This window comes from Collinsella aerofaciens ATCC 25986, assembly GCF_010509075.1.
In the GTDB taxonomy this organism is placed as follows: Bacteria; Actinomycetota; Coriobacteriia; order Coriobacteriales; family Coriobacteriaceae; genus Collinsella; species Collinsella aerofaciens.
Window position 1 is genome coordinate 97,328 of the sequence record NZ_CP048433.1, and the last position, 15,450, is coordinate 112,777.

At 58.1% G+C, this 15,450-nt stretch carries 13 protein-coding genes and 5 tRNA genes; 16 read left to right on the forward strand and 2 right to left on the reverse strand.

Annotated features, from left to right (window positions below; translation table 11 throughout):
* The first annotated feature begins 3 nt into the window (after positions 1-3).
* From GXM19_RS00420 to folB, 13 genes are all read left to right on the forward strand, one after another.
* A complete protein-coding gene (locus GXM19_RS00420; protein ID WP_006234415.1) occupies positions 4-2,349 on the forward strand; it encodes a SpoIIE family protein phosphatase in 2,346 nt (781 codons plus the stop codon).
* Positions 2,350-2,430: 81 nt separating this feature from the next.
* A complete protein-coding gene (locus tag GXM19_RS00425) occupies positions 2,431-3,177 on the forward strand; it encodes an anti-sigma factor antagonist (RefSeq protein ID WP_006234414.1) in 747 nt (248 codons plus the stop codon).
* Between the two features lie 105 nt (positions 3,178-3,282).
* A tRNA-Gly gene (locus tag GXM19_RS00430) sits at positions 3,283-3,358 on the forward strand.
* A gap of 34 nt (positions 3,359-3,392) precedes the next feature.
* A tRNA-Cys gene (locus GXM19_RS00435) sits at positions 3,393-3,466 on the forward strand.
* Between the two features lie 42 nt (positions 3,467-3,508).
* Positions 3,509-3,584: transfer RNA gene (locus GXM19_RS00440), tRNA-Gly, on the forward strand.
* A gap of 337 nt (positions 3,585-3,921) precedes the next feature.
* Positions 3,922-5,655: a glycoside hydrolase family 13 protein gene (locus GXM19_RS00445; protein WP_040358623.1), complete on the forward strand. Its 1,734-nt coding sequence runs from the start codon at positions 3,922-3,924 to the stop codon at positions 5,653-5,655.
* A gap of 141 nt (positions 5,656-5,796) precedes the next feature.
* A tRNA-Gly gene (locus GXM19_RS00450) sits at positions 5,797-5,872 on the forward strand.
* A gap of 3 nt (positions 5,873-5,875) precedes the next feature.
* Positions 5,876-5,950 (forward strand) — tRNA-Val (locus GXM19_RS00455).
* A gap of 636 nt (positions 5,951-6,586) precedes the next feature.
* On the forward strand, positions 6,587-8,809 hold the full coding sequence (nrdD, locus tag GXM19_RS00460; protein ID WP_006234411.1) for an anaerobic ribonucleoside-triphosphate reductase: 2,223 nt from the start codon (positions 6,587-6,589) through the stop codon (positions 8,807-8,809).
* A gap of 427 nt (positions 8,810-9,236) precedes the next feature.
* Entirely contained in the window at positions 9,237-9,818 is a 582-nt protein-coding gene (gene nrdG / locus GXM19_RS00465; protein WP_040358414.1) for an anaerobic ribonucleoside-triphosphate reductase activating protein, read from the forward strand.
* 66 nt (positions 9,819-9,884) lie between these two features.
* A complete protein-coding gene (folE, locus tag GXM19_RS00470; protein WP_006234408.1) occupies positions 9,885-10,442 on the forward strand; it encodes a GTP cyclohydrolase I FolE in 558 nt (185 codons plus the stop codon).
* Positions 10,443-10,444: 2 nt separating this feature from the next.
* Entirely contained in the window at positions 10,445-11,026 is a 582-nt protein-coding gene (locus GXM19_RS00475; protein WP_006234407.1) for an HD domain-containing protein, read from the forward strand.
* A gap of 43 nt (positions 11,027-11,069) precedes the next feature.
* Complete coding sequence (gene folB / locus GXM19_RS00480; protein ID WP_006234406.1) at positions 11,070-11,555, forward strand: dihydroneopterin aldolase; 486 nt, start codon at positions 11,070-11,072, stop codon at positions 11,553-11,555.
* Between the two features lie 6 nt (positions 11,556-11,561).
* Here the strand turns inward: folB and GXM19_RS00485 are convergent, their stop codons facing one another.
* Positions 11,562-12,338: a M48 family metallopeptidase gene (locus GXM19_RS00485; protein ID WP_050766089.1), complete on the reverse strand. Its 777-nt coding sequence runs from the start codon at positions 12,336-12,338 to the stop codon at positions 11,562-11,564.
* A 74-nt stretch (positions 12,339-12,412) separates the two neighbouring features.
* A complete protein-coding gene (locus GXM19_RS00490) occupies positions 12,413-13,426 on the reverse strand; it encodes a dipeptidase (protein ID WP_006234404.1) in 1,014 nt (337 codons plus the stop codon).
* A 120-nt stretch (positions 13,427-13,546) separates the two neighbouring features.
* On the opposite strand from GXM19_RS00490, the gene GXM19_RS00495 reads away from it, so the two are divergent.
* The 3 genes from GXM19_RS00495 (at position 13,547) to GXM19_RS00505 (ending at position 15,438) form a co-directional block, all read left to right on the forward strand.
* Complete coding sequence (locus GXM19_RS00495; protein WP_006234403.1) at positions 13,547-13,975, forward strand: FKBP-type peptidyl-prolyl cis-trans isomerase; 429 nt, start codon at positions 13,547-13,549, stop codon at positions 13,973-13,975.
* A gap of 3 nt (positions 13,976-13,978) precedes the next feature.
* The gene (locus GXM19_RS00500; RefSeq protein ID WP_006234402.1) at positions 13,979-14,557 is read left to right on the forward strand and encodes an urease accessory protein UreE; all 579 of its coding nucleotides are present in this window, start codon (positions 13,979-13,981) and stop codon (positions 14,555-14,557) included.
* An 83-nt stretch (positions 14,558-14,640) separates the two neighbouring features.
* Positions 14,641-15,438 (forward strand): HAD-IIB family hydrolase, encoded by a 798-nt coding sequence (locus GXM19_RS00505; RefSeq protein ID WP_040358613.1) that lies wholly within the window; start codon positions 14,641-14,643, stop codon positions 15,436-15,438.
* Positions 15,439-15,450: the final 12 nt, after the last annotated feature.

The window sequence follows — 15,450 nt, forward strand, 5'->3', positions numbered from 1 at the left end:
ACGATGGAAACGCTTGAGCGCAATGAGTGGGCGGACGTTGCCCAATTGGTCGAGATCACGAGCGATGCTGTCATTATCTGCGAGCTCGACGGAACCATTTTGCATGTAAATAATCGCTTGCTCGACTTGATGTGCGAGGAGCGTTCCGATGTGATCAACGGGGACGTTAAAGACCTCTTGTACTCGTCGGCTTTTGAACGCGCGACAGAGCATCGGCTTCCTTTTGAGACCAATGGAACAAAGAGCGAGTTGATGCTCAAGTTAAGTGACGGATCGTTTATTCCCGTCCTGGTTTGTGCCGGCTCGGTTACGCCGCCTCGAATCTTTGGCCGCCGTGCGCCGCGCGTTCTGGTGGCACTCCATAGCATCGAAGAACAGTATTCGCACGACCGTCAGCTCAAGCGTGCGCTTTCGGAGCTTAGAGTGGCGAATAAGCGTCTCTCGGGTACATTGTCGGTCATTATGAGCACGGTGGGCTCCGATGAGCTGCCCAGTTTGTTAGATATCGTTTTGAACCAGCTTGTAGGAACGCTCGATGCTTCGGGTGCCGCTATCTATTTTTCTGAGAGCGGCGGTTTTAAGCTTCGCGGTGTCTCCAAGGAGCTGCACGACAGCTACCTGCCCGAGTTTTTGCCGTATGGCGCTGGCATTCCGACGTATGTTCTTCGCGAGTCGCGTGCCTGTCGCTTGTCGATTCAACAGGACCTTGAGGGTGATAGGGCTGCCTCCGGTATGTTCATGGACCTGGACAATCGTTCTAAGCACCTGTTGCGCGTGCAGGATATGCCTCCGTACCGCAGCGAGATCTGTCTTCCCGTTTTTTACGGTACGCAGATCCTTGGCGTGCTGGAAGTTGGTTGGAAGCGCCCTCAGGCACCGCTCGCCTATGACGTTAATGTACTCGAGGTCATTTGCGATTACCTGTCTATCCAGCTGGTCGGCATGGCATCGAGCCTTCGCTCTCGTCGCACGGCCGAGCTTGGCCGCTCGCTCAATGTCTTACGTGATGAGTTGTTTACCTTTCTAGACGATTCCGCCGCGGCTACCCAGGCTATATCGTCCGAGATTTGCAATATGCTCAACTGTCATTTTTGCCCTGTTGAGTATGACGCCAGTCTGGGCTCCTATGTCATAGATTTTGAAGGCGGCAGTCGCGTTGCTTTGCCGGACGATCCCGAGAAACTTTTCTTTTCCACGACGGCGCCAGCGGCACGTTTGGGGGTTGGCTCTGATGGCTTTGAGGCGTCTGTTTTGGGCGGCACGAGTGCCGAGGATCTTAAACACGTCCGTATAACTCGCGTTGACGAATCGATGCCTATGGGAGGCTGGCTTAGGGCGCATGGTCTGCCTTGCCAGGGTCTCTACGTCGACACCGGCATCGAGGCGGGGCGCCCGCGCTCTGAGGGTGATGGCAAACACAGCAACGACGCGATCGTTCCTGCTTCTGTTGCGAAAGGCCCGACGACGCGCGCGCTTCTGCTTCGTGACGGTAGTCAAGAGCCGATTGATGACCTTGAATATGACTACTTGGTGCACTTGGCGCATGACTTTGAACTGATCTACGAGGGCGAATCTCAAAAGCGCGAGGAGCGCCATATCGCTCAGACCCTCCAGATTGGCATGAGAAATTCGCTTGGTGACGTTCCGGGTATCGCGACCGATTCGGTATACCTTTCGGCAACGAATTCGGCGTTGGTTGGCGGCGACTTCTATACTCTTGTCCGTCTTCCCGACGATTGCGCCGTTATGATTTTGGGCGATGTATCCGGCAAAGGAATCGAGGCGGCGTCGATGTCAGCGCTCGTCAAGACGGCGCTGACGGCCTATGCCTGGGAGGGTGCTGGGCCCGCCCGTATGGCCCGCTCGCTCAATAGCATGCTCATGGGCTTTTCGAGGGTCGAGACGTTCGTGACGGCGTTTATCGCCAAGATTGATCTTAAAGCGGGTCGCGCTACCTACTGCTCTGCGGGACATCCTCCCACTATGGTCATTAGACCGTCGTCGACGCCGCTTGGCGGCGGAGAAACCCGAGGGGGAGAAGTGGAGCTCCTTGGGTGCCAATCGGGCGTGATCGGTGCCTTTGAGAGCATGGTGTACGAGACAGGCGTGTTTACGTTCGCTCCTGGTGACATGCTATTCATGTATACCGACGGAGCAATCGAAGCACGTGATCGCTCGGGTGCTTTCTTTGGCGAGCAGCGCCTTCGTGACCTTTTGCTCTCTGTCTCGGGTGAGGGTGTATCGGGAATCTGCGGTAAGGTCTTGGGAGAGCTTGACCGCTTTACCGAGTCGGCGCTGGACGATGACATTGCGCTGGTTTCCCTTGAGTTTTTACGGGGTCGATCGTAGACCGCGATACTTGACGGGCAAAATCTGCGCAGCTGCAGATATGTATGCATCGAGCGAGCTCTTTTGGGGAACCATGGTCGTATGAATGAGTGGAATGACATAGCGGTTTTGACGCCACCGGGTGATGTCGACATCGCCTCGGTGTCCGTGCTGCGTCCACGGTTGGATAATCTGATCGACCGGGGCGTGCGTCGCGTTGTCATCAATTGCCAGGCCGTGGGCTTTATCGACTCGACGGGTTTGGCGTTTTTGCTTACACGTGCCAGAGAGCTCATGAGGCGAGAGGGCCTGCTTTCGCTCGTTAACGCCTCCGATGAGGTCATTCGCTTTTTGGAGATTGCCCGACTTGTCGACATCCTTCATGTTGCGGGTCCGGCGCGTGAGTCGATTCCCGCTATTCCGGTGGGAGAGTTGCCACGATGGAGCAAGAGCGTCGAGGTCCGACAGGGTATCGAGAATCTTCCATACTATCGACATCGCATCGCCGAACTCCTTGAATCGCTTCCGTTGCGCCGCGACGAGCGCTACGATGTCGCGTTGGCGTCGGGGGAGGCGCTGGGTAATGCCTATGACCATGCGGGCGGTATCGGGTGCGTCCTGACGGTTCAGGCCTATGGCGATCGCGTCGTGGTTGAGGTGCTTGATCGGGGTGCCGGCTATTCTATCGATGGAGCGAGCGAACCGGTCGCATCTGAGGAACGCGGCCGTGGTATCAAGCTTATGCGTATGCTTGTCGATAACGTGGAGGTTGCTCGTCGCACAGACGGCACCGGCACGCGCGTGCAGATGGTGAAGCTATTTAGCGGAGCACTGGAATCGCGTGCCTAGCCAATCGCTTTAGCGCGTTTAGCCACCAAGAACACGCGGCCGGCAACTTTTTTGAAAAAAGTACTTGCGTCTTTTGGATAACTCGCGTAAATTAATAACCCGCAAGCGGACATGGCTCAGTTGGTAGAGCACAACCTTGCCAAGGTTGGGGTCGCGGGTTCGAGCCCCGTTGTCCGCTCCATTGCATTTCCGGACCGTTTAGGCGGTCCTTTTTCGGCGAAGTGGCCAAGTGGTAAGGCAGAGGCCTGCAAAGCCTTTACCCCCGGTTCGAATCCGGGCTTCGCCTCCAGGCAACATCCGGGCGCTCCGGCGCCCGTTTTGTTTTACATATGCGGACATGGCTCAGTTGGTAGAGCACAACCTTGCCAAGGTTGGGGTCGCGGGTTCGAGCCCCGTTGTCCGCTCCAACTATCTTACGCGGTTCTAACGAACCGCGTTTTTTGTTGACGCTGCGCGAGCCCCGGGCACCCCATCTTGCCCCCTCAATCGTCGGTCGCGTACATAAAGTACGCTTCCCTCCTCTTTCGCGGCAACCTGGGGCACCCGGAGCCCGCTCGCTGTTGTGGCCGGGGGAGTGAGTCTTCCGTTCTTTTCACTAATCGATCGATTCGTCCCAGGAGGCTCGAGCCCGAGAGGGAGCGAGCGTTTTGGGGTGTGGCTGTGGCGTTGTTTGCCTCGAATGACAGCTTTGGGCGTATCATCGTGGGCATCTCGCAAAACCTCGTTGCAAGGGAGGCTCACCCCATGGCTGCAGAAAAGTCCTCTTCGCGCTCATGGATGTCCGATGCCGCGATCTATCAGATCTACCCGCGTTCGTTTAAGGATTCGACCGGTTCGGGTCTGGGCGATATCGCGGGCATTACCCAGCAGATGGACTATCTTGAGCGGCTGGGCATCGAGGCCATCTGGCTGAGCCCGTTTTACCCTTCGCCTCTTGTCGATGGCGGCTATGATGTGGCGGACTACTGCGATGTCGACCCACGTCTCGGCTCGCTTGACGACTTCGATGACATGATCGCTGCGGCTCACGCGCGCGGCATCAAGGTCATCGTCGATATCGTGCCCAACCATTCATCCAACCAGCACCCCTGGTTCAAAGCCGCTCTTGCCGCCGGCCCCGGATCGCCCGAGCGCGCCCGTTATATCTTCCGCGATGGTCGCGGCGAGCATGGCGAGCTGCCTCCCACCAATTGGAATGCCAACTTTGGCGGCCCCGCCTGGACGCGTGTTGCGGACGGTCAATGGTATCTGCACATGTTTACGCCCGAGCAGCCGGACTTTGACTGGTCATGCCCCGAGGTTCACGCGTTCTTTTGCGACGTCCTGGCGTTTTGGAGCGATCGAGGCGTCGATGGCTTTCGCATCGATGTGGCGCACGGTCTCGCCAAGGATCTCGACCGCGATGACCTCGACCGGTGGCATCTCGCCGAGGGCGATGACATGGTTGACGACGGCGCCCATCCGCTGTGGGACCGCAACGAGGTCCACGAGATCTATCGCGAGTGGCGCCGCGTGTTCGACCGCTATAATCCGCCGCGCAGCGCCGTTGCCGAGGCGTGGGTGCTGCCTGAGCGCCAGTATCTCTATGCGCGTCCCAGCGAGCTTGGCCAGACATTCAACTTTGAGTTTGCCAAGGCCACTTGGACCTATGATGACATGCACGCTGCAATCGAGGAGGGCTTGAAGGCAGCTATCGAATCCGATTCCGCCTCGACCTGGGTACTCTCCAACCACGACGTGCCGCGCGTGGCGACGCGCTATGCCCTGCCGCAAATCAAGGCGACGCGCTACCACCAGATTGCGCTCGACTGGCTCTTACGCGACGGGTCGTCTTATGACGAGGACCGTGAACTCGGCGAGCGCCGCGCGCGGGCGGCTCTTTTGCTTGAACTGGCGCTTCCGGGCTCGGCATACGTGTATCAGGGTGAGGAGCTCGGTCTTTTTGAGGTGGCTGATATCCCGTGGACTGCACTCGAAGATCCCAGTGCAACCAATACGCGCGGACCGAAGCGCGAGAAGGGGCGCGACGGCTGTCGTGTGCCCCTGCCGTGGGTAGCGGCGGACGATCCCGCGCAGGGCGGATCGTTTGGGTTTTCGCCGGCGGACGCTGATGCGGCGCCCCATCTGCCGCAGCCTGCATGGTTTTTCGATTATGCTGCCGATAGGGAAGAAACGGACCCGACATCGATGCTTGCGCTCTATCGTGACGCCCTCTGGCTGCGGCGCAAGCTGCGCGGGTGCGCCAACGATCTTGCGTGGCTCGATCTTGACGGGCGCACCGGTCTTGCGGATGGTGCCGAGGGCGCTGAGGGCGGCGTCATCGCCTATCGCCGCGATAACGGCTGGGCGTGCGTGACGAACTTCGGTGCAGCACCCGTGGAGCTGCCGGCGGGCAGGGTCCTGCTCACCTCATCAGCGCTTGCAGACGGCAGACTCGCGCAGGACAGCTCTGCCTGGATCATGCTCGGTGAGATGTAAGGGCCTCTTGCGGCGAGTTTGCGTTTGCCTGCGCCTTCCGTGGTGGCTGATGTCTTCGCGAGGTTCGCGAGGGCGTCGCAAAACTTTTCAAAAAAAGTTCTTGCATAGGATGCGGGCATCACGTAAGATTAATCCTCGTAAGCGGACATGGCTCAGTTGGTAGAGCACAACCTTGCCAAGGTTGGGGTCGCGGGTTCGAGCCCCGTTGTCCGCTCCATTTGGGCGTTTAGCTCAGGGGGAGAGCGCTTCCCTGACACGGAAGAGGTCAGAAGTTCAAATCTTCTAACGCCCACCAAATGTTCGCAGCTCAGAGGCTATGTCCTCTGGGCTGTTTTGTTTTTTGCCACCAAGCGCGCCGCCAAATAAGTCATCAAATATTGATCCAAGGTCCGTACGCGATGGTCTTTGTATCCCGTAGGGGTGCCGGCAGATTGCATGTGTCCTGGCCCATCATGACCGCAACATGTTGGTCAAGGACAATCTTTTGGATTCTTTTGGCGCGAGCAGCTTGGTTTTGGTGCTATTTGGCGGCGGCACGGTTGAGGGGGTTTCAAAACTGCTGTGCAGGTAGTTGGGTTGATAACGTTTTAGCAGTCTGCCAAGAGGCCTTCATTTATAATGCGTCTGCAAATTGACCAATTGCTTTGACCTGCTGAAACACTATATGTTGTGTTTGACCTAAAAAAAGAATACAGGATATAGATGCCTCTTTGTCGTATGATAGATGGCGGACAGAGAACGAGAACCTTATTCGCCCCATTATTTGGATGGATCTTTGAGCCCCTTGATTGGCTGCGAGGATTGTCCGCATGAGGGCCTATGGTTATCGAAAACACAGATTGCGCGACGGCGCCGCAAGACAGGGTAAGCCCTGCCGGGCATCGTTTGGCTCTGAAGCGCAATGAGGCTACGATGCGAAAGAGGCAAGAGGATGAAGATCATCAAGCGCAGCGGCACCGAGGTTACCTTTGACATCGATAAGATCGTCAATGCGATCCGCGCCGCAAACTTGGAGGTCGAGGAAGGCTCTCGCCTTACCGACCGCCAGGTGATCTATGCGGCACAAAACGTCGCCGAGGCATGTGAGAAGGCCGGCCACACCGTATCGGTCGAGGAGATCCAGGATCTGGTCGAGGACGAGATTATGCGTCTCGACTGCTACGAGGTCGCTCGTCACTACATCATCTACCGCTATGTTCAGAGCCTGAAGCGCCAAAAGAACACGACCGATGACAAGATTCTGTCGCTGATTGAGTGCAATAACGAAGAGGTCAAGCAGGAGAACTCCAACAAGAACCCGACTGTCAACTCCGTTCAGCGCGACTACATGGCCGGCGAGATTTCCAAGGACCTGACGCAGCGCGTGCTGCTGCCCCAGGAGATCGTGGATGCCCACAACGAGGGCCTGATTCACTTCCACGATTCGGACTACTTCGCCCAGCACATGCATAACTGTGACCTGGTGAACCTGGAGGATATGCTCCAGAATGGCACCGTTATCTCGGGCACGCTGATCGAGAAGCCGCACAGCTTTTCGACTGCTTGCAATATCGCGACGCAGATCATCGCGCAGGTCGCCTCTTCCCAGTATGGCGGTCAGTCGATTTCGCTGACCCACCTGGCTCCGTTTGTCGAGGTGAGCCGTCAGAAGATTCGCGGCGAGGTTGCCCGCGAGCTCGAGGAGCTTGGCGTCTCTGCGTCTGCCGAGAAGGTCCGTGAGGTCGTTGAGGATCGTCTGCGTGACGAGATCCGTCGCGGCGTCCAGACGATTCAGTATCAGGTCGTGACCCTTATGACCACGAATGGCCAGGCGCCGTTCGTGACGGTCTTTATGTATCTCAATGAGGCCCGTACGCCCCAGGAGAAGCACGACCTTGCCATGATTGTGGAGGAGACGCTTCGTCAGCGCTATGAGGGCGTTAAGAACGAGGCTGGCGTGTGGATCACTCCGGCGTTCCCCAAGCTTATCTATGTGCTCGAGGACGATAACGTTTACGAGGATTCCCCGTACTTCTACCTGACTCAGCTGGCTGCGAAGTGCACCGCCAAGCGCATGGTGCCCGACTACATCTCCGAGAAAAAGATGCGTGAGCTCAAGCTGTCTAAGGGTGAGACCGCCGGCAATGGCGATTGCTACACCTGCATGGGTTGCCGCAGCTTCCTGACGCCCGACCGTTCGGGCAACGGCTTTAACAATGTTGCCAACGCGCTGAACTATGACCCGACCAAACCTAAGTACTATGGCCGCTTTAACCAGGGTGTTGTGACCATCAACCTGCCCGATGTCGCACTGAGCTCGCATCAGGACATGGACAAGTTCTGGAAGATCTTCGACGAGCGCCTTGAGCTGTGCCATCGTGCCCTGCTGTGCCGTCATGAGCGCCTGATGGGCACGCTTTCGGATGCCGCACCGATTCTGTGGCAGTACGGCGCCCTGGCGCGCCTTAAGAAGGGCGAGACGATCGACAAACTGCTCGTGGGCGGCTATTCCACCATCAGCCTGGGGTATGCCGGTCTGTATGAGTGCGTCAAGTACATGACGGGCCACAGCCACACCGAGAAGGAAGGCACGCCGTTTGCCATGGCCGTCATGCAGCACATGAACGACAAATGCGCCGAGTGGAAGGCCGAAAGCGATATCGACTTCTCGCTGTACGGCACCCCGCTTGAGTCGACGACCTACAAGTTCGCCAAGTGCCTGCAGCGTCGTTTTGGCATTATTCCGGGTGTGACGGACAAGGGCTACATTACCAACAGCTACCACGTCCATGTGTCCGAGGAGATTGATGCTTTCGATAAGCTCAAGTTTGAGGGCATGTTCCAGCAGCTTTCGCCGGGCGGTGCCATCTCCTACGTCGAGGTTCCTAACATGCAGGACAACCTTAAGGCTGTCATTCGCGTGATGCAGTACATCTACGACAACATCATGTACGCCGAGCTCAACACCAAGAGCGATTACTGCCAGGTGTGCGGCTACGATGGCGAGATCAAGATTGTCGAGGATGACGGCAAGCTGGTGTGGGAGTGCCCCAATTGCGGCAACCGCGATCAGGAGAAGATGAATGTCGCCCGTCGTACGTGCGGCTACATCGGTACTCAATTCTGGAACCAGGGTCGAACCGAGGAGATCCGCGACCGCGTGCTGCATCTCTAATACCGCTCCGGGGCTGAGCCGAGAGGGCCGCTTGGGCATTTGCTCGCTATTTCGGACAGTCCTGCGCAAGACGAAGGCCACATTAAGTGGCCTTCTTTGCGTGCGGAACTCATATCGAGCAAAAGCCCAAGCGGCCCTCTCGGTTCAGCCAAGTTGATGTAGCTGAGATGCAGCACGCGGTCTGCTCACCCCTCGAAGTTCTTAGCGGAAATGAGTTGACTTGCAACAACGGTTTGCTTGCGGAGTCGGTTGAGCTGCAACAAAGTATTTATTGGACCTCGAACCCTATACTCGATGTTCGCTTCGTTCATTGAGTTACCTTTTGCATGAGGCCGGGACATATCGTCCCGCCCGCAGTTTCGCAGGCCGAAGGCCGAGAATGTTTGAGGACGGGACGATATGTCCCGGCCTCCCAGGAGAGTTACCTATGAACTACGCGAACATTAAGTATTTCGACATTGCTGATGGGGAAGGTGTTCGTACTTCTCTGTTTGTGAGTGGGTGCCGTCGTGGGTGCAAGAATTGCTTTAACTCCGTCGCGTGGGACTTTGCCGCGGGTGAACCGTTCGACCGTGCCGTCGAGGACAAGATTATCGAGAGTCTCGACCATCCCTTTATCGATGGTCTGACGATTCTGGGCGGGGAGCCCATGGAACCCGAGAACCAGGCAGGGCTCGTTGAGTTTGTCGAGCGTGTTCGTGCGACTTATCCCGTGGAGTCGGGGAAGACTATTTGGTGCTTTACCGGCGACGTGCTCGAGGAGCTTATGCCGGGCGGTCGTCACCATACCGAGGTGACGGACCGTATCCTTGCCTGCCTCGATATGTTGGTGGACGGCCCGTTCGTTCAAGACCTGTACGATATCTCCTTGCGTTTTAGGGGTTCGAGTAATCAGCGGGTGATCGACATGAACGCCACGCGCACTCGTGCCGCGCGCGAGGGCGTTTCGCTTTGCGACGCTGTGGAACTTTGGCGGGACGATCCGGTCTATTCGACCCATACTATGTAGCTTGTGGCCGATGCCGGAGGGCGTGGTACCATAGCGCGAACGCAAAATCGGAAGAGTGAGGCCTAGATGGTCGATCAGGAAAAAGTTGAGACCGCCATAAAGCTGTTGCTTGAGGGCATAGGCGAGGACCCAACTCGTGAGGGCCTGCTGGAGACGCCGGCACGCGTCGCCCGTATGTATGGCGAGATTGCCGGCGGCATGGACCAGAGCGCTGAGGAGCACCTGTCCAAAACTTTTGCCGTCGCTTCGAACGATTTAGTTATCGAGCGCGACATCACGTTTTACTCGCTGTGCGAGCACCATCTGCTGCCGTTTTATGGCAAGGCTGCGATCGGCTATATCCCTAACGGCCGCGTGGCGGGTCTGTCTAAGCTTGCTCGCACGGTTGAGGTCTATGCCCGTCGTCTGCAGCTGCAGGAGCAGCTGTGTACACAGGTTGCCGATGCCCTCATGGAATATCTTGCCCCCCAAGGGGCAATCGTGCTGATGGAAGCCGAGCATATGTGCATGACCATGCGCGGCGTGCAAAAGCCCGGTACCAAGACCGTAACGCTTGCTCGTCGCGGTGTCTTTGAGACCGATCCGTCGCTCGAGGAGCGATTCTTTAGGATGCTGGGCCGCTAACCATGAGAGTCGTCAACGACTTTGCATCGAAGACCGATGAAGGAACGTCGCGTCGCGGCTTTATGGCTTCGGGCCTGACTCCCTTTGGTGCCATGCCTCGCATTGATTACATCTGTGCCAACGGACTGTTCCGGCGGCATCTGGGAAACATTGCGCAGTTGGAATCGGGGCGCATCTTTTGCCGCCACGGTATCGACCATCTGCTGGATGTCGCCCGTATTATGTGGATCAAGAATCTCGAGGAAGAGCTCAAATTTGACCGCGAGGTCATCTATGCCACGGCACTTCTTCACGATATCGGCAAAGATGAACAGTATGAATCGGGTATATCCCATGATGTTGCAAGCGAACGCGTCGCCGATGCGATTCTCGGCGGCATGCCCGAAGACGTGGCGTTTGAGCCGGCAGATGCCGCAGCCATTAAGACGGCCATTCTGGGCCATCGAAAGCTGCGCGTGAACAGCCAGCCGCTTGAGCGTCTGCTCTATGCAGCCGACAAAGCGTCGCGCGCCTGCTTTGCATGCCCTGCGCGCAATGCCTGCAACTGGAGCGATGATAAAAAGAACCTGTCGATTCGCGTGTAGTCGGTATGCGCGGTCGGGGTTCTGAACGAAGGAGACGATCGCGATGACTAACAAAAAGCTGCCCGAGAATGCAACCAAGACCGAGGGTGCCGAGCTTGCCCGTCGTGGCAGGGGCGAGATTTCCGCCGCAACGGCGGTGCCCCATGTGAGCTATGACGACCTGCGCCATGCCGACCGCATTACTATCGATGGTCTCGAGGTCTTTGCCAACCACGGCGTGTATCCCGAGGAAAACGCCCTGGGGCAGAAGTTTGTCGTGTCCTTGGTGCTCTATGCCGACCTGCGCGCGGCGGGGGAGCACGATAACCTGGATGCCTCTATTGATTACGGCTCGGTGTGCCACGATGTCGATGGCTATCTGCGCGAGCATACGTTTAAGCTCATCGAGGCTGCAGCCGAGGGTGTGGCCCAGATGCTGCTACGTCGTTATCCCTTGCTGCTTGGCGTGCGTGTTAAGCTCGATAAGCCTTGGGCGCCCGTCGGTCTTCCCCTGGCAAGCTGTGGCGTCGAGATCGAGCGCGTGCGCTAGCTGACGCTAAAGCTCGTTGGCGGGCGGTTTTTTGAGTCGCTGCGACAGAGCTCTATTGTTGGGGCAGTACGTGTCGAGCAGGGCGTGAAACCGCTGATTGTGGCTTGGCTCGAGCAAGTGGACGAGCTCGTGGGCGACAACCATGTCGAGGCATTCGACGGGGTAGCCGGCAAGTTCTCGTGCGATGCGAATGGCGCCGGATTTGGGCGTGCACGAGCCCCAACGCGTTTTCATGCTGCGTATGGAAACGCGGGAAACGGAGACGCCCATTGCGATTTCGTACGCGTGCAAAATATCGCGCAGCGCCGATGTGACCTCGGACGTATAGAGCTGGTCGATGTGGGCTTGGAGCTCGTCGGACGTTAGACCGTCGAGGATTGCGAGCCGCTTGGCCTGTGGGCGTTCGTTCGACTTGTCGGCACCCATAAAACTTGCGAAGGTGGCCTGCTGGGGTCGCGGTGCGGGTGATACAAAGTTGTGATCGAGTGCGTCCTGTACCGTGATGGGCTTGCCCCAAAGCGCAATGATGGACGAGGGGCTGAGCGGCTCCTGTGCCGTCGTCTGACGTTGCTCGCGCTGGGCAAGTCGGCTGATAATCCAGGCGCTGTTGCGCTTCACAAACGCTTCGATACGCTCGCGGCTGGCGCCGAGCGGTGCGCTGGCGTGGACCTCACCGCTCGATGTGACGCGTAGGTTGAAGTTCTTGACGCGCTTTTTGGTAACGACGACGGGGATGGGCATCCCATCCGGTCGGGGTAGGAAAATCGTAAACTGCTGCGTCAAAAGCGGTCCTTCAGATTGGGGACGGGCCGGCATTTCGACCGTTCGGTATGCCGGCCCGCTCAAGGGATGTGAAATTAATAACGCTCGAAGAAGGCAAGGGCGTTATCGCTGCAGAGCTTCTGCATCACGGTCTTGCCAAAGTGCTTGGAGAGCATGTTCTGGAATTCGGGCATCTTGCTGGCATCGGAGAGGAAAGCGGGCACCTTGGCGCCGTCCCAGTCGCCGCCGAGTGCGATGACATCTTCGCCGCCCAGGTCGAGCCAGTGCTCGATATGTGCCGCTAGCTGGTCGAAGGTGACGTCTGCGGTGGTCTTGTCGGTCGCATCGTTGGATAGGAACTCGCTGCAGTAGTTGAGGCCGACGATGCCGCCCATGTCGCGAATGGTGCGGAACTGGTCGTCGGTGAGGTTGCGCTTGACGCCGCAAACCGCACGGGAGTTGGAGTGGCTGGCGACGAAGGGGCGCGTGGCGTGGGCGACAACCTCGTCAAAGCACTCATCGTTGAGGTGGGAGACGTCGAGTATCATGCCGGCGTGCTCCATCTGCGTAAGTGCCTCGATGCCGGCGGCGGTGAGGCCGGCGTGGGTGTCGTGGCCGCTCGCGAGCGGTCCCTGCGCGTTCCAGCTGAGTGACGACATAAGCACGCCCAAGCTCTTGAGCACCTCGATCAGCGCGGGGTCCTCGGCAAAGAACGTGGCGTTTTCGATGGTGTGGATGCAGGCGACCTTGCCGTCTTTGAGCGCAGGGCGAATATCAGCGGCGCTGCGCACGTTGACCATGCGGTCGTGGTTGAGCATTGCCTGGCCGCTCATATGCGCCATGATCTGCGCCTGGAAGCGCGCGGCGTGGGCGGTGGGAATCTCGTCGGGGACAAACGTAGCGAAGCACTGCGCCCACGGCGTGTTGCCGATCTTTGCGAGCGAGATGGCGCAGGCGTTGCCCTCGATAAGGTCGAAATCCTGCGGATGCGTTTCGTCGCCGGGGAAATAACCGTCGGTGCCGGCGGTAAAGCGCAGGTCAAGATCGAGTGTGGCCCAGCCGATACGGTCGGCGGTGTCGCAGTGTAGGTCAAATACGGGATATGCCATGGTTCCTCCGGTTGCAGCGTTTCTTTGCAAACTGTCAATGAATTGTATGACTAGGGTATAGTTAGCGCCATATGTTCACGGCGGCCCGCGTTGTGCGCCGCCCTTATCACGGAGGTTACCATGTCCAACCAGGGCAAGAAGGTCAAGACCCATTATCGTGGCACGCTCGATGACGGCACGCAGTTCGATAGCTCCTACGATCGCGGTGAGCCGCTGGAGTTCACCTGCGGTGCCGGTCAGATGATCAAGGGCTTCGACGCCGCCGTTATCGATATGCAGGTGGGCGAGAAGAAGTCCGTGCACATTCCTGCTGCCGATGCCTACGGCGAGCACAACCCCGAGATGGTCCTGACCTTCCCGGCCGAGCAGGTTCCCAACATCGAGCAGATCGAGAAGGGCATGAAGCTCTTCCTGTCCACGCCGAGCGGCATGCCTGTCCCCGCTGTCGTCATCGATGTGACGTCCGAGGCCGTGACGCTCGATGCCAACCACGAGCTTGCCGGCAAGGATCTCAACTTTGATATCGAGCTCGTTGAGGTCGAGGACTAGTTGATGTCCGTGGACCTGGTAGCTACGGAGCGCTTGGGAAATCTCAACGACCCGTCCTATGAACTCCTGCTTCGTCGGGAGCTGGGTGGCGTCTTTGAGGTTGACGAGCTGCTACTCGATTGGGACCAGGCTGATGCGCGCCTGTTTGTGGGCGTGACGGAGCTGGGGCGCACGGTGAATGCCCGGCTGGATGCCACTGATGGCGAGCGTCTTGCCGACGGTGACGTGCTCGCTGTCGACCGCACGGGCACGGTGCCCGTAGCGGTTGTCGTACGCCTGCGCAGCGCCGAGGTCTATTTGGTCGAAGTCGACCGCATGGATCCGATTGTGCTCGCACATGCGTGCTGGGAGATCGGCAACATGCATGCGCCGCTCTTCCGGGGTGACTCGGACGAGCATACCGTGCGCATGTATACGCCGGTGCAACCGGTTTTGGGTCGTATGCTCCGGGGCATTGGGGGCGTTCGGCTCTCGGTGGTCGCACGCGAGCTCGATGCCAGTCGACGCTTTGCATCGAGCGCGGCGGATGTTGTTGTGAGCATGGCTTCAGACTTTACGATCGTAAAAAAGACGCGCGGCTAAGCGCGCGTATGCGCAAGACGGGCTTTGAGGGATTGCCATTCAAAGTCCGTCTTGCTGTTGATGAGAGGCTTTGGGGGAAGCATATGGGTCTTGAGGGAATCAAGCTGATCGCCTGCGATTTGGATGGCACGTTGCTGCATCCGGGGGAGCGCGAGCCGCGTCCCGAGGCCTTTGAGCTCATTAATGAGCTGCATCGTCGCGGTATTGTGTTTATGCCGGCGAGCGGCCGTCAATATGCGAGCTTGCGCTATCTGTTTGCCCCGGTGGCCGATGAGCTCGCCTATGTATGCGAAAACGGAGCCCTGGTGATGAGCGAGGGGCGCGCCGTTGTCAAACGTTCCATGGAACGTAGCCTTGCTATGGATATCGCGAATGCCGTGGTCGCCTACCCCCATGCCGACGTAACCCTTTCCTGCGAGGGGCACCTCTACACCATAAGCGGTAACGATGCATTCATCGACCATTTGCGTTACGAGGTCCACTGCGATGTGACGGTGGTCGACCGTCCCGAGGACATTGACGAGGATGTCATTAAGATTGCGTTTCAAACGCCCGAGACAGAGCAGCCGGCGGCGTTGGAGTATTTTGCGCGTCGCTTTAGCGACCGGGTCGATGTGATGACGTCGGGAACCGAATGGACCGACTTTATCGGCTTTGATTCGGGCAAAGGGTCCGCGCTTGCCGATTATGGTCGCGCACTGGGGATCTCACCTAACGAAATGATGGCGTTTGGCGATAACGAAAACGATCGCGACATGCTCAACGTGGTGGGCCATCCCTATCTGATGGAGAGCTGCAATCCCAGCATGCGCGGTGTCAATGACCGTGTCCGCTACGTGCGCACGGTCGAAGAAGAGCTGCGTCGTCTACTTGCTGAGTAGGCATGTCCCAAA